Genomic DNA, 17,392 nt, shown 5'->3' on the forward strand with positions numbered 1-17,392 from the left:
AACGGGGCGATGAGTCGGCCTTCAAAAGCCGGGCATAAGGAGCCCGGCCGATCCCTACCAGGATATCGCCCCGCCCTCAAAGTCAAGCCCCAATCGCAAAACGAAGGGCGTGATACCGCTACCCGTCAAGGGAAGGTAGAAACGCCTCGCTTCGCTCGACGGGCGTGCAACTGCCTGAAGTCAGGGGAATTTCGTCTCGCTTCGCTCGACAGGATGTGGAAAGCCTGAGGCGGCCGAGTCGCGCCCCGAGCGGGGTGTGCAGGGTCTGCGATGCCTGGCTTCACCCGCCACGGCGACCACCGGCCGGGGCCCTGGCGGGCGCGCGGGGCCACAGGCGCGTGGAGCGGTGCCGCAACGCCGAAGACCTCCGTGTGCGGCGAGGAGAAAACGCCTTCACCGCAACACGGAGGTCTTCCTCGTGATCAAGAAGACGCGCCGGACACGCCGTCCACAGCGTCCGTGATCACTGCGACTAGCCGAAGTTCACGTCACTGCACCACATGTAGGTCTGGTCGAGGTGGGACGCCTGCCAGATCGTGAACACGATGTGGTGACCCCGGTAGCCGGACGTCTGGACGTTGAAGCTGATGTCCCTGGCCGGGGCGTACCGTCCGGTCTGCGTGATGAAGTCGAGGTTGCCCCAGCCGAGTCGCTGCGTGGTCGGGTCGAACCCGTTCTTGCTGACGTAGACGCGGAAGTAGTCGGCACCGTGACTCGCCTGGTCGAGCAGCTTCATCGTGAAGTTGCTGCCCACGCTGGTGGTCCGCCAAGGGCCGGGCGTGTTCAGCGAGTTGTTGCGGGACAAGGCGTTGCTGCAGAGCTGGCCGTCCGGGGTGGAACCCTGGAAGTTGCCGCCGAGTCCGTCCCGCAGCGCGCTCATCCAGTTCCACATGGTGTCGGCGTTGGCCTGGAAGGCCTGCCAGCACATGGGGTCCTGCTGCTGCATCGCGGGGTTCGTGTGCTGGCTGCCCCACGTCTGCCAGCACTGGTAGGCGCGGGTGGCCGGGCTGACGATGGTGCCGTGTGCCGAGGCCGGCGGGGCCCACAGGAACATGCTGACCAGCACGCCGATGAGCACGGTGATGACGCCCCGTCGTCTCGCGACGAACCCGGAGGTGCTGCGCGTACGCATGAATGAGCCTCCATTCTCCGATGATCGACTGACAGCAGCGGCGGAATGGGAGCGCTCCCAGAACATAAACTCTACCGGTAACACAGCGAAATCTCAAGGAAACACTGCGTGATCATCGTGAGGTGCGGCCTTGTCGCAGGTAGTCGCGGTGGGAAAGTCACCACCGCCACGAGGTCACGTCACCAGGCCGTGCCGGAACGCGTAGACGACGGCCTGCACGCGGTCGCGCAGGTCCAGTTTCGTCAGGATGCGTGACACGTACGTCTTGACGGTCTCGTGGCTGATCACCAGCGACGCGGCGATCTCGCTGTTGGACAGGCCCTCCGCGATGAGCCGCAGCACCTCCAGCTCCCGCGCGGTCAGCGGCACGTCGGCCGGTCCCCCGCCGGTGGGGCGGATGCGCTCGGCGTAGCGGCCGACGAGCTGGCGGGTGACCTCCGGTGCGAGCAGTGCGGCGCCGGCCGCGACCGTGCGGATGCCGTGCAGCAGCAACGAGGGTGGCGCGTCCTTGAGCAGGAAGCCGCTGGCGCCGGCCCGCAGCGCCTCGTAGACGTACTCGTCGAGGTTGAACGTCGTCACCACCAGCACCTTGGCCGGGTGGGCCACCCCGGCGCCCGCGAGCAGGCGGGTTGCCTCGATGCCGTCCAGCACCGGCATCCTGACGTCCATCACCACCACGTCCGGGTTCAGCCGTCCGGTCAGCTCGACCGCGGCCCGGCCGTCGCCGCACTCGCCGACCACCTCCAGGTCGGGTTGCGCGTCGATGATCGTCGCGAACCCGGTGCGGATCAGCGCCTGGTCGTCGCAGACCAGCACGCGCACCGGGGCCGTCACGGCCTGATCACCGCCGGAATGCGGGCCCGCACGAGGAAACCGCCGTCGCGCCGGCCCGCGCTGAACTCCCCGCCGAGCACACCGACCCGTTCGCGCAGCCCGGCGAGGCCGCGTCCGCTGCCGCCGGGTGAGGCCGCGGCCGACCCGCCGCCGTCGGTTCCGACCTCCACCACGACCTCGCTCTCGTCGTGCCGCACGCGCACCGTGGTCCTGCTGCCGTGCGCGTACTTCAGGGCGTTCGTCAACGCCTCCTGCACCACCCGGTACGCCACCACCCCGGCGCTTCCGGTCACCGGCGCGCCCTCCTCGACGAACTCCACCGGCTGCCCGGCCTGCCGGGTCCGCTCGACGAGCGAGCCGAGGTCGCCGACGGACGGTGCGCGCGGATCACCGTCGTGGTCCGGGTTCAGCAGGTCCAGCAGCTGGCGAAGGTCCGCGATCGACCGGCGGCCGGTGTCGGTGATCGCGGTGAGCGTCTGGTCCAGCCGGTCGGGCGCCGCGGTCAGGTACCGGGCCGCCTCCGCCTGCACCACCATCGCCGTCACGTGGTGGGTCACGACGTCGTGCAGCTCGCGGGCGATGCGGGTGCGTTCCGCGGCACGGGTTTCCTCGGCCACGTGGCGGCGCCGCTCCTCCTCCGCGTCCCTGGCCAGCCGCAGCCACGCGCCGATCGCCCACGCCGCGGCCAGCGCCAGGTAGAACGTGACGAACCCGGTCACACCCTCCTGCGAGCCGTCCCGGTGGATCCCGATCGCCAGCGGTACGTACGCCGCGGACGCCACGACCGCCGCGGTGCGCCGGAACCGGTCGAGGTGCAGGCCGGTGCTGATCAACGCGATGGGCAGCGCGGTGCCGGAGACGGTGTGGTAGCCGAGCAGCTGGTCGGCCGCGAAACCGAGGCACACCAACGCGAAGCAGACGAGCGGCCACCGCCTGCGCACGACCAGCGGCAGGCACTCCACCGCGACCACGAGGAAGGCCAGCGCGTCCATCGGGCGGGTCGGCAGGTCGCCGAGCTGCGTTCCCCGGTTGTGCAGCGCGGGCACCAGCGAGGACAGCGCCAGCACCAGCGCCAGCGGGACGTCCCGGACCGTGACGTCCCAGCGGCGCCACAGGTCCGAGACCCGGCGGAGGCTGATCACGCGGCGATCGTAGTGGTGACGGCCCTGCGGCGACGACGCGGCACGATGTTCCCCCGCCGGTGGGCGAGCCACAGGAACACGACCGTCACGACCACACCGGCCAGCACCGAGTAAGCGCTTGCCTCCGGCCCGAACTCGCCACCGCTGAGCAGGGACGGCCCCGAGGTGACGCTGTCCAGCAGGCCCTTCGGCGCGTCCGTGCCGGAGACGCTGGTGCTGAAGATGCCGCCCTGGGCGTAGTTCCAGCCGAAGTGGACACCGATCGGCACCCACAGGTTGCGGGTGGCGGCGTAGACGGCGCCGAGCATGAAGCCCGCCTCGATCGCGATGGCGGTGGCGCCCCACAGCGTGGCGTGCGGGTTGAACAGGTGCGAGGCACCGAACACGACACCGGTCAGCAGAAGGGAAAGCCACGTGCCGATGCGTTGTTCGGCAACGCGGAACAGCACACCGCGGAAGAGCAGCTCCTCCGCGACGACGGCCGCCGCCGTGAACCCGAGCAGCGCCACCGCTCCCGGCACCGATCCCCAGCCGCGCACCTCGTACCCGCCGAGGAAGGCGATGTTGAGGATGACGGCGGCGAACATCGCGGTGCCGATCAGCACTCCCCTGCCGAACGCCGGTGCCGCTCCCCCGCGGGCGATCTCGACCGGCTCCCGGTGTTCGGTCCGCCGCACCACCCAGCCGTAGACGAACAGCAGCAGCGCCGCCGACGCGAAGCCGAGCACCAGCGTGAGCGGCACGTTCCACCCCGCCGCGCCGACGATCGCACTCCCGGCGAACGCCGCCAGCGCCACCGCCCCGAGCTGCCACAACAGTCGCATGACCAGTCCTTCGCGAGCCGTTCGCGGCCATCGCGCCGCGGTCACCGGCAACGCTAGGGAAATCGCTGCCGCGAATCGTCACCGCGCAGTGGACATCCGCGGGTAGCTCGCTCGGGGGACAAGGGGCCCCGGCACGGCCGGTGTCAGTCGTGGCCGCCGGACGCGCGGTCCAGTCCGGTGAGCCGCACGACCGCGGCGAAACCGTCGTCGGTACCGGGCCAGTGCGCGCGGACCGCGTCGAGTCCCGCGCGGCGCACGACACCGCGCAGCACGGCCGTGACGATGATCGCGTCGTCGGCGTACCCGAGCACGGGGATGAAGTCGGGGACGAGGTCGATCGGCATGGCGAGGTAGACCATGAGCAGGCCGAGCCGGACCCGCACGCCCCGCGGCAACGTCCGGTCGGCGGCGAGGCGGCGCACCAGCCGCAGCACGTCGGGCAGCAGGCGCAGGGCCTCGCGCAGCAGCCCGCCCCGCGGCCGGACGACGAGCAGCGCGACGATCAACGCCGCCCACGTCAGCACCAGGGCGGCGGCGACGCCGATGAGCAGGTCCCACCAGAACGAGCCGGTCACGCGCTCACGGTACGTCCACAGCGCACGACCGGTCTGTCCGCACCACCCGCGAGACGAACCGCGGCGGCGGCTATCCGGGTGGTTCACCGGCACCGAACTAAGAGTTCAGTTTGTGGGTCATTGACAAGCCCCGAGCGCACTCGACACGCTGCAACTCCCTGTGACCGAAAGGTGCCACCGCATGAAACTCCGCATCCTCTTACCGGTGCTCGCACTGCTCCTCGGCGTCGGTGTCGCGCCCGCCGCCGCGGCGGCGGAACCGGTGACGGCGGCCGACGCCTGCTACACCTGGGGACGCACCCTGTCGGAGGGAGCGTCGGGCGACGACGTCCGCCAGCTGCAGATCCGGGTGGCCGGCTACCCCGGCTACGGCGGCGTGCTCGGCCTCGACGGGCAGTACGGCCCCGCCACCAAGGCCGCCGTGACCCGGTTCCAGCAGGCCTACGGACTCGGTGCCGACGGCATCGCCGGGGCAGCGACGTTCGCGAAGATCTACGCGTTGCAGGACAACGACTGCACGCCGGTCAACTTCACCTACGACGAGCTGAACAACTGCAACTCCGACTGGTCGGGCGGCAACGTCTCCGCAGCGACCGCACGCGCCAACGCCCTGGTGTCCATGTGGAAGCTGCAGGCGATGCGGCACGCCATGGGCGACCGGCCGATCGCCGTCAACGGCGGCTTCCGCAGCGTCTCCTGCAACAACGCCGTCGGCGGCGCCACCAACAGCCGCCACCTCTACGGTGACGCCGTCGACCTGGGCGCCGGCGCGCAGGGCTTCTGCGCGCTCGCGAAGCAGGCCCGCAACCATGGCTTCGCCGAGATCCTCGGCCCCGGCTACACCGGTCACAACGACCACGTGCACGTCGCCCACCGCTCCAGCCGCTTCTGGTCCGCACCGAGCTGCGGCGTCTCCGGCTGAACCTGAGCCGCTGCCCCGGAACGGGCTCGTCTCCGGCACGCGCCGGGGACGGGCCCGTTCCGATTTCCGCCACCGCCGATTCCTCCCGGTCCCGGACGAGGTCTACGTCTTCGCACACGGCGCAAAGCCGGAAGGAGACGCAGGTGTCCACCAGAACATCCCCCGCGGACGTGGGCGGGACAACGGCAGGCGCGCGGCGGACGTGGGTGCTCGTGCTCACCTCGGTCGCCTCGCTGATGGTCGTGCTCGACGCGCTGGCCGTGACGACCGCCCTGACGGCGATCAGGACCGACCTCGGCGCGTCGATCACCGAGCTCGAATGGACCGTCAACGCCTACGGGCTGAGCTTCGCGGTCCTGCTCATGACGGCCGCGGCCGCGGGTGACCGCTGGGGCCGCCGCCGGGTGTTCGTGGCGGGCGTGGCGGTGTTCGCGCTGGCGTCACTGGTGTGCGCGGTGGCGCCGGACGTGCAGACGCTGATCGCCGGACGGGTCGTCCAGGGCGCGGGCGCGGCGTTCGTCATGCCGCTCGCGCTCGCCCTGCTCACCACCGCCTTCCCACCGGAGCTGCGCTCGCGGGCACTGGGGGTGTTCGCGAGCGTCAGCGGTGTGGCCGTGCCGCTCGGACCGCTGTTCGGCGGCGTGGTCGTGGAAGGGCTGTCCTGGCCGTGGATCTTCTGGGTCAACGTGCCGCTCGGCATCGCTCTGGCCGGCTTCGCGCTGACCAGGGTCGACGAGAGCCACGGCCAGGACCGCGCCCTCGACGTGCCGGGCCTGGTGCTGGTCGGCGCGGGCTCGTTCGGGCTGGTGTGGGCGCTCGTGCAGGGCAACACGGCCGGCTGGGCCAGCCTGGAGGTCGTCGCCTCCGCCGGACTCGGGCTGGCGGCGATCGGCGCGTTCATCGCGTGGCAACGGCGTGCCGCCCACCCGATGCTGCCGCTGCACCTGTTCGGCTCCCGCAGGTTCGCGGCGGGCAACGTGGTGATCTTCTTCCACTGGGCGTCCGCGCTCGGGACGATGTTCTTCCTGGCCCAGTACCTGCAGACCGGGCTCGGGTACGGGCCGCTGGCCACCGGTCTCGCGCTGGCGCCGTGGGGACTGACCACCACGGTCATCCCGCGCTGGACGGGACGGCTGGTCGGCCGGTTCGGTGAGCGGCCGTTCATCGTCGCGGGGCTCGGCGCGCACACCGTCGCCATGGTCTGGCTCGTCCTGGTCACCGGCCACGCAGGCGGCTACTGGGCGATCGCCGCACCGCTCGTGCTCTCCGGCTCCGGCATCGCGATGTGCCTGCCCGCCGCCCAGAGCGCGGTGCTCACGTCGGTCGCGCCGCGGTTCATCGGCAAGGCCTCCGGCGTGTTCAGCGCCATGCGGCAGCTCGGCGGCGCGTTCGGCGTCGCGGTTCTGGTCGTCGCGTTCGCCGCGACCGGCAGCTACGCGTCACCGGACGCGTTCGTCAACGGTTTCACGGCCGCACTCGTCGCGGGCGCCTGCCTGGCGGTCGCCGGGGTGCTGGCCGGATGTGTCATCCCGCGGAAGGGGTAGTTCGATGTCCGATCTCAAGGCGCAGGCCGATCTGCTGCGCGAGCTCCACCACGGCACGGTGCTCGTGCTGCCGAACGCGTGGGACGAGGCCAGCGCGGAACTGGTCGCCGAGGCCGGTTTCCCGGTCGTCGCGACGTCCAGCGCCGCCGTCGCCGACGTGCTCGGCCACCCGGACGGCGAACGGGCGCCGTGGCGGGAGATGTTCGCCGCGGCCGCCCGGATCGCGGCCGCGGTGCCGGTCCCGGTGACCGTGGACGCGGAGGCGGGCTACGGCCTGGAGCCGCACCAGTTCGTGGCCGAGCTGCTCGGCGCCGGTGCCGTGGGGTGCAACCTGGAGGACACCGACCACCGGGCCGGCGGTCTCGTGGACACCGCGGCGCAGGCGGACTGGCTCGCGGCCGTGCGCTCGGCCGCGGACGAGGCCGGTGTGCCGGTCGTCGTGAACGCGCGGATCGACGTCTTCCTGCCGTCGAGCGGGGTCGCGGACCCGGTGGCCGAGGCGGTCCGACGGGGCCGCCGCTACCGCACGGCGGGTGCCGACTGCCTCTACCCGATCGGTGCGCCGTCCGGTGAGGCCGTCGGGCGGGTGGTCGCCGAGGTGCCGGGACCGGTCAACGGCAACACCAGGGACTCGCTGGACCTGGCCGCGCTGGCGGCGCTGGGCGTGGCACGGGTGTCGTTCGGCCCGCGCTTCTACCGGCAGGGTCCCGCCGGGTTCCGCGCGACGCTGGAGGAGCTGCTGAGGGAGAGCGATTCCTTTTCGCTCCGGACGGAGTCCAAGCCATAGCCTGGCTCGACGAGGCAGGCTTGCCGACGCCCCCGCGAGCAGGAGTGTGCCGTGTCCGCAGAGACGATCTCACCGGTCAGCGGTGACCGGTGGCAGGACGAGTTCGAACGGCTCCGGGCCGGGCTGATCGCGCACTGCTACCGGATGACCGGCTCGTACCAGGACGCCGAGGACGTCGTCCAGGACACGTACCTGCGCGCGATGCGCGCGGTGGCGGGCTTCGAGGCGCGCTCGTCGCTCAAGACGTGGCTCTACCGGATCGCCACCAACACGTGCATCACCGCGCTGAACCACCGCAGCAGGCGCGTGCTGCCCGCCGGCCTCGGGGGGCCGTCGGACGACCCCGACGCCCACGTCTTCGACGACGAGTCCGTCCCGTGGCTCGAACCCCTCCCGGACGCCCTGCTCGGCGATCCGGGAGAGGTGGTCGTGCGGCGGGAGTCGGTGCGGCTCGCGCTGGTCGCGGCACTGCAGTACCTGCCGGTGCGGCAACGGGCCGCGTTGCTGCTGCGGGAGGTGCTGTCCTGGTCGGCCGCCGAGATCGCGGAGACGCTCGGCGTCAGCGTCCCCGCGGTGAAAAGCCTCCTGCAACGCGCCCGCAAACGCCTCGACGAGCAGCAGGTGCCCGAACCGCGCGCCACGCCGCCGGAGCTCGAACGCGCGTTGCTCGACCGCTACATCACGGCGTTCGAGAGCGCGGACGTCACCGCCATCCGTGCCGTGATCCACGACGACTACCGCCTCGAAGCCATCCCGCACCCCGTGTGGTTCCGCGGCCTCGACGTCTGCCTGCCGTTCCTGGAGCGGCACGCGTTCGCGGCGCCCCGCGGGACCGTCCGGCTGCTGCCGACCCGGTCGAACGGCCAGCCCGCCGCGGCCGGCTACCGCCTCGACCCGGTGTCCGGTCTGCTGCACGCCGACGGCCTGCTGGTGCTGGAGGTGACCGACGGGCGGTTCTCCCACGCGGTCAAGTTCACCGACCCCGCCCTCGTCACGGCCGCGGGCCTGCCCGCGGTGCTGACGGCGTGACCTCTAGGTTGCCCTTCCGGAAACTACTTTCCCGCTAGGAAAGTGCGTGCTACTTTCCTAGCGGGAAAGTACTTGCGGAGGGGGAAGGTCATGTACGAGAACGTCAGCGCGGACGACGCCGCCCGTGCGCTCGACGAGATCAACCGCAGAGCCGACCAGGTGATCGAGAAGACGCTGGTCCCCGACTGGTTCTGGTGGGTCGTCGCGGGCCTGAACGTCGCCCTGACCGCCGCCCTGGAGTCGGAAACCCCGCTCGTGATCGGCATCGGCACCGGCCTGTTCGTGCTGGGCACCGTCGTGGTGTCGGGCACGCTGGTGACCAACGCGCTGCGGCACGCCCAGGTGCGCAACAACCTGGTCGGCGCGAACGGTGTCCTGGCCGTCCTCGCGTTCGTGGCGCTGATCCTCGCCGTCACGTTGCCGGCCGCGTTCCTCCTCGACGCCGCCGACGTGCCCCACGCCGCCGTCATCGTCACCGCCGTCAGCGGGGTGGTCATGATCATCGGTGGCCCGGTGCTGATGCGGTACATCCGGCGCACCATGCGCAGCCACCGGGCAGGCACCGGGGCATGAGCGAGCCACGCTTCGACGACCTCATCCACGCGCCGACCAGGCTCTCGATCGTCGCCCTGCTCGCGGCCTCGGAGTGGGCGACCTTCACGTTCGTCCGCGACAGCGTCGGCCTCTCCGACTCCGCGCTGTCCAAGCAGCTCACCACCCTGGAGGAGGCGGGCTACGTGGCGGTGCACAAGGCCTTCGTCGGCAACCGCCCGCGCACCTCGGTCCAGCTCACGCCCGCGGGGCGGACCGCGTTCGAACAGCACGTCGCTGCCCTGCAGGAGATCGTGACCCGCGCCGGAGTCTCCGTCCTGCCCGAGTAGCGGTCAGGTCGCCGGGCGCAGCCGCCGCACCGTCGCCGGACCGTCGACGGCACCGCGGGCGATCCGGGCCGCCAGCTCCTCCAGCCGTTCCTGGGTCGTGCGATCCTCCGGCTGGTACACGACGACGCGGTTGCGCGGGTTCTCCTGCAACAGCATCGTGAGGGTGCGCACGGACAGGTTGCCGACGTGCAGCGACCGGATGCGCTTCACCCGGCGGGGGTGGGTGGACACGTCGGCCTGGTCCCACAGGCGCACGAACAGCGGCGACTCGGCGCGGAGCCGGCTCAGCAGCGGCTCCCAGCCAGGGTCGGTGACCGTCTCGCCGTAGTACGCGCGCAGCTTGGCCACCACGGCGGCGCACTCCTGCTCGTGGTCGGAATGGCCCGCGATCCAGTCGGGGTGCGTGAAGTGCAGGTAGGCGCAGTTGCGGTCGGCCTCCGGCAGCGCCTCCAGGTCGTCGATCATGAACCGGAACGACGCGTTGTACGCCAGCGGCTCGAACCACGGGTTCATCACCACGGCCGGGTGCGGGGAGAGGCTGTCGAGCAGTGCCCGCACCGCACCGCTGATCCGCTCACAGCTCGTGGGCTCGTCCACGTCCCGGTGGCCGCCGAGCAGGAACAGGTGGCGGCGTTCGTCGTTCGAGAGCCGCAACGCGTCCGCGATCGCCGCCAGCACCTCGACGCTGGGCTGCACGTCACGGCCCTGTTCGAGCCACGTGTACCAGGTCGACCCGACGTTCGCGAGCACCGCGACCTCCTCGCGGCGCAACCCCTTGACCCGCCGCCGGCCGCCACCACCGGGCAGCCCCACGTCCGCCGGGGAGAGCCGGTCACGCCGGGCGCGCAGGTAGGCACCCAGCTCGCGGGAACGCACATCGGCCATGCCACCGATCATCCCACCGCGGGCCGGGCTCAGGGTGGTGGTCCGACCACCACCATCACGGCAGTCTGGGTAGCGCCCCCGCGGACGCGCAGGGTGGGTGCCATGCAACGAACATGGCCGATCTTCGTCGCGGCGTTCGGTGCGACGTACACGTTCAGCATCGGCAACGTGACCGCACCACGCCTCGGACCAGACCTGGGCGCCGACCGGGGTGAGACGGCGCTCGTGCTCGCCGCGTTCGCCGTGTCCTTCGCCGCCGGGCTGATCCTCGCCGGGCGGCTGGGCGACCGGTACGGCCGGCGCCGGCTGCTGACCATCGGGCTCCTCGCCCTCGCACTGGCCTCCGCGCTGGCCGCGGCCGCACCCGGACTGTGGTGGCTGGTCGCCGCACGCGTCCTGCAGGGTGCGACGGCGGCGATCGTGATGCCGCAGACGCTCGCGATCATCCAGACCTCGGGCGACGCCACCGCCCGTGCACGGGGGCTCGCGGTGTTCACCGCGGCCTCCGGCGTCGGCACGGTGGCGGGTCAGGTCGTCGGCGGTTTCGTGATGGGGCTGAGCCTGCCGGTCGCCGGCTGGCGGGGCGCCGTCCTGACCTCGGCGATCCCGAGCGTGGTGGCGTTGCTGGGCGCGCGGCGGCTGCGGGTCCACCCGCCGACGAGCACCGAACGGCCCGACCTCGGCGGCGCGCTGCGGGTGGGTGTCTCGCTGCTGGCGCTGGTCACCGGTGTGTCGCTCGGCCCGGCAACGGGCTGGGTCTGGTGGACACCCGCGCTGATCGTGCTGGGCCTGCTCGGGCTGGGCGCCTTCTGGCTCAACCAGGGACGGCGCGAGCTGGCGGGCCGTCCGGTGCTCGTCGCGCCGTCCGTCCTGCGGCTGTCCGCGCTGCGGCACGGCCTGCTGATGGTCGTGCTGCTCTTCGCCGGCTACGGGGCGTTCAGCTTCGAGTACTCGATGCTCACCCAGGTCGGTCTCGGGCTGACCCCGGTGCAGTCCGGGCTCGCGCTGACCGTGTTCGCGGGCGCGTTCGTGCTCACCGGGCTGCGGATGCCACAGGTCGTGGCGCGGTTCGGCGACCGCACGATGGAACTGGCGTCGGGCGTGCTCGCCGCCGCCCTCGTCGCGCTCGCCCTGGTCTCGTGGTTCGCCCAGGGCCACGGCGCGGCGCTGTGGGTCGGCTGCTTCCAGGTCGTCGGCGTCTTCATCGGCGCGGCGCAGGCGAGCCAGTACGGCCCCCTCGTCGGAACGGTCATGGCGGCGGTGCCCGACCGGGTCGCGGGCCTGGCCGGCGGCCTGTTCACCACCGCCCAGCAGGCCGCCATGGGGTTCGGCACCGCCATCATCGGCGGCGTCTTCGGCGCCCTCACCCCGTCGCTCGGCTGGACGCACGCCTTCGCGGTCGTGCTCGGCGTCCAGGTGGTCACCGCCAGCCTGTTCTGGGTCCTCGCGCGGCGACTCCGCCACCAACGCGCACACGTCCGCACCACCGTCGAAGGCAGAAGTCCCCGTGGTCAAGGCGATCGTCACGCTCAGGCGGCGTGACCCACGACGAGTTCGACCACCGGCTGACCGTGAGACGGGGCCGGCGCGCTGGATCTCCGGCGCGCCGGCCCCCGGACCTCAGGCGGAACCGACCGAGCGCACGGCCTCGCGGATCACGTCGGCCACGGCCCGGGGCTGCGACAGCATCACCAGGTGCGAGGAGTCCAGCTCGACCTGCTTCATCCCGGCGCGCCCGTAGCCGAACCGCTCCACCTCGGGGTTGATCGTGTGGTCCGCGGTGGACACGACGCCCCAGGACGGCTTCGTCTTCCACGCCGCGGCCGAGGCGGGCTCCGCGAACGCCGCCGCGGCCAGTGGCCGCTGGGAGACCGCGAGGACCTTCGCCAGGTCCGGGTCGACGTCGTGGGCGAAGATCGCCGGGAACCTCGCCACGTCGACCGACACGTCGGTGCCGTCCTCGCCGCCCTCGACCGGGAACGAGGTCGTCACCAGCGCGGTGGCGAGGTCGGAGTCGGGGAACCGGCCCTGCAGCTCGCCGAGGCTCTCGCCCTCCTCCAGGGCGTAGCCGGCGAGGTAGACCAGCGCCTTCACGTTGTCCTCCGCACCGGCGACGGTGATCACCGCGCCGCCGTAGGAGTGCCCGACGAGGACGACCGGGCCGTCGATCTGCCGGACGACGGAGGCGATGTAGGCCGCGTCACCGGCCAGCGACCGGTTCGGCACGGCCGGAGCGACGACCGCGAGGCCGTCCGCCAGCAGTTCGGGGACCACCCGCGCGAAGCTGGAGGCGTCGGCGAAGGCGCCGTGGACGAGCACCACCGTGGGTGTGGGCATGGGGGTTCTCCTGGAGGTGGGGTGCGGGGTCACGGGTGCAGCGCGTCGCGCAGGAACTCGCCGGCCTGGCGGGTGGCGGCCTTGGCGGCGTGGGTGTCGCGCAGGGCGTCGAGCATCACGAAGTCGTGGATGATGCCCAGGTAGCGCACGGCCGTGGTCGGGACGCCCGCGGCGCGGAGCTTGGCGGCGTAGGCCTCGCCCTCGTCACGCAGCACGTCCGCCTCGCCGACGATGACCAGCGCCGGCGGCAGGCCGGTCAGCTGCTCGACCGAGGCGCGCAGCGGGGACGCGGTGATCTCGGCGCGCTGGGCCGGGTCGGTCGTGTACTGGTCCCAGAACCAGTGCATGCCCTCGCGCGAGAGGAAGTAGCCCTCGGCGAACCGCTCGTAGGACGGCGTGTCGAACCCGGCGTCGGTGACCGGGTAGAACAGCAGCTGCGCCGCCAGGGCGGGGCCGCCGCGCTCCTTGGCCATGAGGGTGAGGGCGGCGGTCATGTTGCCGCCCACCGAGTCACCGGCCACCGCGATGCGCGCCGGGTCGAGGCCGTGCTCGGCACCGGACTCGGCGACCCACCGCAGCGTGGCGTAGACCTCCTCGATCGCGGTCGGGTACCTGGCCTCGGGCGAGAGGCTGTAGTTCGGGAACACCACGGCCGCGCCGGCGCGGACGGCGAGCTCGCGGACGAGCCGGTCGTGGGTGTGCGCGTTGCCGAAGACCCAGCCGGCGCCGTGGGTGTAGAGCACCACGGGCAGGGTCGCGGCGGCGTCGCGCGGGCGGAAGATCCGCACGGAGACCTGGCCGCTGGGGCCGCCGGGAACGGTGATGTCGGTGATGTCGGCGTCGGGGCGCTCGACACCGTCGCCGGCCTGGACGCCGTCGACGGTCTTGCGGCCCTCGACGGGACCGAGGTCGTAGAGGAACGGGGGCTTGCTCGTCGCGTCGGCGAACTCCCGCGCGGCGGTTTCGAGCACGGGCATGGCTTCGGGGGTGTCCGGCATGGCGCCCACCCTGGTGCACCGGCCCGGTCCGGGGCATCGGTCGGTCGACGCAACCACCGCCGGACCGCCCGGACCAGTCGACCGACCGATGCGTGCGCGCCCGCGGCCGCACGAGGATCGGCTCTCGTGATCGCGAAGGGGAGTGTGACCGCGGAGGCGTCGAGCTGGGCGCCGCTGCGCCGGGGAGCGTTCCGCGCGCTGTGGATCGCGTCCTTCGTGAGCAACGTCGGCTCGTGGATGCAGACCGTCGGCGCGCAGTGGCTGCTGGTGGACCAGCACGCCGGTGCGCTGGTGATCTCGCTGGTGCAGAGCGCCTCGTCGTTGCCGGTGCTGCTGCTGACCCTCCCGGCGGGGGTGGTGGCCGAGTTCGCCGACCGCCGCAAGGTGCTCGTCGGAACGCAGGTGTTCCAGGTCGTCGTCGGTGCCGCGCTCGCCGCGACCACCGTGGCCGGGCGGACGACACCGGAGCTGCTGCTGGTGTTCACGTTCCTGCTCGGCTGCGGTTCGGCCGCCCAGCTGCCCGCCTACCAGGCGTTCGTCCCCGACCTCGTGCCACGCGGGGAGCTGGCCCCGGCCGCCGCGCTCAGCTCGCTCGGCGTCAACCTCGCCCGCGCCGTCGGACCGGCCGTCGCGGGCCTGCTGGTCACCCAGCTCGGCGTCGGCGGCCTGTTCGCGCTCAACGCCGCGACGTTCGTGGTGTTCGCCCTGGTGCTGCTGCGCTCCCCGGCCCCGGCACCGGCGGTCGCCGACCGGCAGTCCTTCCTCGCCGGGATCGAGGCCGGTGGGCGGTACGTCCGGCACGCGCCGGTGGTCCGCCGGATCCTGGCGCGGCTGGTGGTGTTCGCCGTGCCCGCCAACGTGGTGTGGGCGCTGCTGGCCCCGCTCGCGCACGACCGGCTGGGCCTCGGTTCCACCGGGTACGGCCTGCTGCTCGGCGCCGCCGGGATCGGCTCGGTCGGCGGCGCGCTCGTGCTGCCGCGGCTGCGGCGGCGGGTCAGCGCGTCCCGGCTGGTCGCCGGGGCCGGTGTGGTGTTCGGGGCGGCGATGGTCGTGGTCGGCACCGTCCGCTCCCCCGCGCTCGTGCTCGCGGTGCTCGTGCCCACCGGTGCGGCGTGGATCGCGGTGATCGCCGGGATGAACGCCGCCACGCAGGCGTTCCTGCCCGGCTGGGTCCGGGCCAGGGCGCTGTCGGTGTACCAGCTGGTGCTGTTCACCTCGTTCGCCGGGAGCGCGGCCCTGTGGGGTCTCGTGTCGAGCCTGGCCGGGCTGGCCACCACGTTCGTCGTCGCCGGTGTCCTGCTGCTCGCCGGCGCCGCGACCGTGCCCCGCTGGCCGCTGCTCGACGCCGCCACCACCGGCAGGGAGACCGTGGCCTACTGGCCCGATCCGGCCGTCACGCCGGCTGCCGACGTGGCCACCGCGCCGGTGCTGGTGTCGCTGCGCTACCGGGTGCGGGCCGGGGAGAGGGCTGGTTTCCTGAGCGCGATGGCGGACCTGCGCGACACGCGGCTGCGCACCGGCGGCACGAGCTGGGCGCTCTACCGCGACGCCCGTGACGAGGACGTCCACGTCGAGCAGTACACCGTCGCGTCCTGGGACGAGCACCGGCGGCAGCAAGAGCAGCGCCTCACCGGCCTCGACCAGCGCGTTCAGGAGCGCGTCGACCAGCACACCGACGGTGCCGCCGAGGTGGCGCACCTGTTCCGCCTGCACCCCGTGAAGCAAGCCGAGGAGTGAACCCATGACCCGCACCGCGGCCGACGACCTCGTCGACGTCCTGGTCAACGCCGGTGTCCGCCGGATCTACGGACTGGTCGGCGACAGCCTCAACGCCTTCAGCGACGCCGTCCGGCGCCGTGGCGGTGCCGCCGCCGGTGGTATCGATTGGGTACATGTGCACAACGAGGAGGCGGCCGCGTTCGCCGCCTCCGCCGAGGCCCAGCTCACCGGGCGGCTCGCCGTCTGCGCGGGCAGCTGCGGGCCCGGCAACACCCACCTCGTGCAGGGCGTGATGGACGCCCACCGCTCCGGTGCGCCCGTGCTGGTCCTCGCCTCGCACATCGCGTCGCGGCAGATCGGCAGCGGCTACTTCCAGGAGACCGACCCCAAGGCGTTGTTCCGCCAGACCGCGCACTACTGCGAGGAGGTGCAGCGCCCCGACCAGCTCGTCCGAGCGTCCCGGCTGGCGATCCAGAACGCCCTCGGCAAGCGCGGTGCCGCCGTGCTGGTGCTGCCCGGTGACGTCCTCGCCGACGACGGCACGGGCGAGGAGGTCGGCGACCTCGTGCGCGGCCGCCCCGTCCCGGCGCCCGACCCGGAGGAGGTCAGCGAGCTGGCGGGCCACATCGCGGGCGCACACAAGATCGCGATCTTCGCCGGGATCGGCTGCGCCGAGGCGCGTGACGAGGTGCTGGCGCTGGCCGAGCACCTGCGGGCGCCGATCGGGCACACGTTGCGCGGCAAGGACCTCCTGCAGCACGACAACCCGTTCGACGTCGGCATGACCGGCCTGCTCGGCTACGGCGCCTGCTACCGCGCTCTGCACGACGCGGACCTGGTGCTCATGCTCGGCACCGACTTCCCCTACGACGACTTCCTGCCCGGTGCCCGCACCGTCCAGGTCGACGTCGACCCCGCACGCCTGGGCCGCCGCACACCGCTGGTGCAGGGCATCGCCGCCGACGTCGGTGCCACCCTGCGCGCCCTGCTGCCGTTGCTCGACCGGCGCACCGACGACGGCTTCCTGCACGACATGCTGCACCGCCACGAACGCGGCATCGCCCGCTCGATCGAGACCTACACCGGCGACCACGGCCAGCGCAGCCCGATCCACCCCGAGTACCTGGCCCGGATCCTCGACGAGACCGCCGACGAGGACGCGGTCTTCACCGTCGACACCGGCATGTGCTGCACCTGGGCCGCCCGCTACCTCACCCCGAACGGGCGCCGCCGCATCCTGGGCTCGTTCGTGCACGGCTCCATGGCCAACGCCCTGCCGATGGCGATCGGCGCGCAGGTCGCCGCCCCCGGCCGGCAGGTCGTGTCGCTGTCGGGTGACGGCGGCATCGCGATGCTGCTGGGCGAGCTGCTCACCGTGAAGACGCACCGGCTGCCGGTGAAGGTGGTGGTGTTCAACAACTCCAGCCTCGGCATGGTCCGGCTGGAGATGATGGTCGCGGGCGACCCGCCGTTCGAGACCGACCACGACGAGGTCGACTACGCCGCCATCGCCGCCGCGGCCGGGTTCCACACCCGGCGCGTCACCGACCCGGCCGAGCTGCGCGCCGCGGTGGCCGAGCTGCTCGCCCACGACGGCCCGGCGCTGCTGGACGTGGTCACCACGCCCGACGCGCTGGAGGTGCCGTCGCACGTCACGCTCGAAGAGGCCCGCGGTTTCGCCCTGTCGCTGGGCAAGACCGTGCTCAGCGGCGGCATCGGCAAGGTCTACGAGCTCGCGCGGCAGAACCTGCGCAACATCCCGCTCTGACCGGTGGTGTGGCGC

Annotated in this window: 17 protein-coding genes; 9 read left to right on the forward strand and 8 right to left on the reverse strand. The window is 72.5% G+C overall.

The genetic code is table 11. The features are described from left to right. Nucleotides 1–472 precede the first annotated feature (472 nt). The 5 genes from ADL03_RS07465 to ADL03_RS07485 all read right to left on the reverse strand — a co-directional run bounded on the left by ADL03_RS07465 (nt 473) and on the right by ADL03_RS07485 (nt 4,507). Nucleotides 473–1,132: a lytic polysaccharide monooxygenase gene (locus ADL03_RS07465; protein ID WP_053732611.1), complete on the reverse strand. Its 660-nt coding sequence runs from the start codon at nt 1,130–1,132 to the stop codon at nt 473–475. 174 nt (nt 1,133–1,306) lie between these two features. Beyond that, nucleotides 1,307–1,966, reverse strand: a complete 660-nt coding sequence (locus tag ADL03_RS07470) for a response regulator transcription factor (protein WP_053732612.1) — start codon at nt 1,964–1,966, stop codon at nt 1,307–1,309. Continuing rightward, nucleotides 1,963–3,108 (reverse strand): sensor histidine kinase, encoded by a 1,146-nt coding sequence (locus tag ADL03_RS07475; RefSeq protein ID WP_053732613.1) that lies wholly within the window; start codon nt 3,106–3,108, stop codon nt 1,963–1,965. The genes ADL03_RS07470 and ADL03_RS07475 overlap by 4 nt, the downstream gene beginning before the upstream one ends. After that, complete coding sequence (locus ADL03_RS07480; protein WP_053732614.1) at nt 3,105–3,932, reverse strand: CPBP family intramembrane glutamic endopeptidase; 828 nt, start codon at nt 3,930–3,932, stop codon at nt 3,105–3,107. The genes ADL03_RS07475 and ADL03_RS07480 overlap by 4 nt, the downstream gene beginning before the upstream one ends. A gap of 143 nt (nt 3,933–4,075) precedes the next feature. Further along, complete coding sequence (locus ADL03_RS07485) at nt 4,076–4,507, reverse strand: YkvA family protein (protein WP_053732615.1); 432 nt, start codon at nt 4,505–4,507, stop codon at nt 4,076–4,078. Nucleotides 4,508–4,688: 181 nt separating this feature from the next. Here ADL03_RS07485 and ADL03_RS07490 point away from each other — a divergent pair, with 181 nt between their 5' ends. The 6 genes from ADL03_RS07490 (at nt 4,689) to ADL03_RS07515 (ending at nt 9,670) form a co-directional block, all read left to right on the forward strand. Further along, nucleotides 4,689–5,429: a D-Ala-D-Ala carboxypeptidase family metallohydrolase gene (locus ADL03_RS07490; RefSeq protein WP_053732616.1), complete on the forward strand. Its 741-nt coding sequence runs from the start codon at nt 4,689–4,691 to the stop codon at nt 5,427–5,429. 143 nt (nt 5,430–5,572) lie between these two features. Continuing rightward, nucleotides 5,573–6,973, forward strand: a complete 1,401-nt coding sequence (locus tag ADL03_RS07495) for an MFS transporter (RefSeq protein ID WP_197288172.1) — start codon at nt 5,573–5,575, stop codon at nt 6,971–6,973. 4 nt (nt 6,974–6,977) lie between these two features. After that, the gene (locus ADL03_RS07500) at nt 6,978–7,760 is read left to right on the forward strand and encodes an isocitrate lyase/phosphoenolpyruvate mutase family protein (protein ID WP_053732618.1); all 783 of its coding nucleotides are present in this window, start codon (nt 6,978–6,980) and stop codon (nt 7,758–7,760) included. Nucleotides 7,761–7,811: 51 nt separating this feature from the next. Continuing rightward, complete coding sequence (locus tag ADL03_RS07505; RefSeq protein WP_053732619.1) at nt 7,812–8,789, forward strand: RNA polymerase subunit sigma-70; 978 nt, start codon at nt 7,812–7,814, stop codon at nt 8,787–8,789. 90 nt (nt 8,790–8,879) lie between these two features. Then, nucleotides 8,880–9,362, forward strand: coding sequence for a hypothetical protein (locus ADL03_RS07510; RefSeq protein WP_053732620.1), 483 nt, complete (start codon nt 8,880–8,882; stop codon nt 9,360–9,362). Continuing rightward, the gene (locus tag ADL03_RS07515; RefSeq protein ID WP_053732621.1) at nt 9,359–9,670 is read left to right on the forward strand and encodes a transcriptional regulator; all 312 of its coding nucleotides are present in this window, start codon (nt 9,359–9,361) and stop codon (nt 9,668–9,670) included. The genes ADL03_RS07510 and ADL03_RS07515 overlap by 4 nt, the downstream gene beginning before the upstream one ends. A 3-nt stretch (nt 9,671–9,673) precedes the next feature. On the opposite strand, the gene ADL03_RS48240 is transcribed toward ADL03_RS07515, so the two are convergent. After that, nucleotides 9,674–10,555 carry a helix-turn-helix transcriptional regulator gene (locus ADL03_RS48240; protein WP_197288173.1) on the reverse strand — a complete coding sequence of 294 codons (882 nt, stop codon included), beginning with the start codon at nt 10,553–10,555 and terminating at the stop codon, nt 9,674–9,676. 102 nt (nt 10,556–10,657) lie between these two features. Here ADL03_RS48240 and ADL03_RS07525 point away from each other — a divergent pair, with 102 nt between their 5' ends. Next, nucleotides 10,658–12,097, forward strand: a complete 1,440-nt coding sequence (locus ADL03_RS07525; protein ID WP_197288174.1) for an MFS transporter — start codon at nt 10,658–10,660, stop codon at nt 12,095–12,097. Nucleotides 12,098–12,175: 78 nt separating this feature from the next. On the opposite strand, the gene ADL03_RS07530 is transcribed toward ADL03_RS07525, so the two are convergent. Both ADL03_RS07530 and ADL03_RS07535 read right to left on the reverse strand, forming a co-directional pair. After that, entirely contained in the window at nt 12,176–12,892 is a 717-nt protein-coding gene (locus ADL03_RS07530) for an alpha/beta fold hydrolase (protein ID WP_053732622.1), read from the reverse strand. A gap of 29 nt (nt 12,893–12,921) precedes the next feature. Next, complete coding sequence (locus ADL03_RS07535) at nt 12,922–13,890, reverse strand: alpha/beta hydrolase (protein ID WP_053732693.1); 969 nt, start codon at nt 13,888–13,890, stop codon at nt 12,922–12,924. Nucleotides 13,891–14,016: 126 nt separating this feature from the next. On the opposite strand from ADL03_RS07535, the gene ADL03_RS07540 reads away from it, so the two are divergent. Both ADL03_RS07540 and ADL03_RS07545 read left to right on the forward strand, forming a co-directional pair. Further along, a complete protein-coding gene (locus tag ADL03_RS07540) occupies nt 14,017–15,627 on the forward strand; it encodes an MFS transporter (RefSeq protein WP_197288175.1) in 1,611 nt (536 codons plus the stop codon). Between the two features lie 4 nt (nt 15,628–15,631). Further along, nucleotides 15,632–17,377 (forward strand): thiamine pyrophosphate-dependent enzyme, encoded by a 1,746-nt coding sequence (locus ADL03_RS07545; protein WP_053732623.1) that lies wholly within the window; start codon nt 15,632–15,634, stop codon nt 17,375–17,377. Nucleotides 17,378–17,392: the final 15 nt, after the last annotated feature.

Source organism: Nocardia sp. NRRL S-836, assembly GCF_001279525.1.
Lineage (GTDB): Bacteria > Actinomycetota > Actinomycetes > Mycobacteriales > Pseudonocardiaceae > Lentzea.

What these genes read in the sequence shown, in the direction of transcription:
- ADL03_RS07465 (WP_053732611.1), bottom strand. Translation starts at nt 1,132, where the DNA reads ATGCGTACGCGCAGCACCTCCGGGTTCGTCGCGAGACGACGGGGCGTC.
- ADL03_RS07480 (WP_053732614.1), bottom strand. Translation starts at nt 3,932, where the DNA reads ATGCGACTGTTGTGGCAGCTCGGGGCGGTGGCGCTGGCGGCGTTCGCC.
- ADL03_RS07490 (WP_053732616.1), top strand. Translation starts at nt 4,689, where the DNA reads ATGAAACTCCGCATCCTCTTACCGGTGCTCGCACTGCTCCTCGGCGTC.
- ADL03_RS07500 (WP_053732618.1), top strand. Translation starts at nt 6,978, where the DNA reads ATGTCCGATCTCAAGGCGCAGGCCGATCTGCTGCGCGAGCTCCACCAC.
- ADL03_RS07510 (WP_053732620.1), top strand. Translation starts at nt 8,880, where the DNA reads ATGTACGAGAACGTCAGCGCGGACGACGCCGCCCGTGCGCTCGACGAG.
- ADL03_RS07515 (WP_053732621.1), top strand. Translation starts at nt 9,359, where the DNA reads ATGAGCGAGCCACGCTTCGACGACCTCATCCACGCGCCGACCAGGCTC.
- ADL03_RS48240 (WP_197288173.1), bottom strand. Translation starts at nt 10,555, where the DNA reads ATGGCCGATGTGCGTTCCCGCGAGCTGGGTGCCTACCTGCGCGCCCGG.
- ADL03_RS07525 (WP_197288174.1), top strand. Translation starts at nt 10,658, where the DNA reads ATGCAACGAACATGGCCGATCTTCGTCGCGGCGTTCGGTGCGACGTAC.
- ADL03_RS07530 (WP_053732622.1), bottom strand. Translation starts at nt 12,892, where the DNA reads ATGCCCACACCCACGGTGGTGCTCGTCCACGGCGCCTTCGCCGACGCC.
- ADL03_RS07535 (WP_053732693.1), bottom strand. Translation starts at nt 13,890, where the DNA reads ATGCCGGACACCCCCGAAGCCATGCCCGTGCTCGAAACCGCCGCGCGG.
- ADL03_RS07545 (WP_053732623.1), top strand. Translation starts at nt 15,632, where the DNA reads ATGACCCGCACCGCGGCCGACGACCTCGTCGACGTCCTGGTCAACGCC.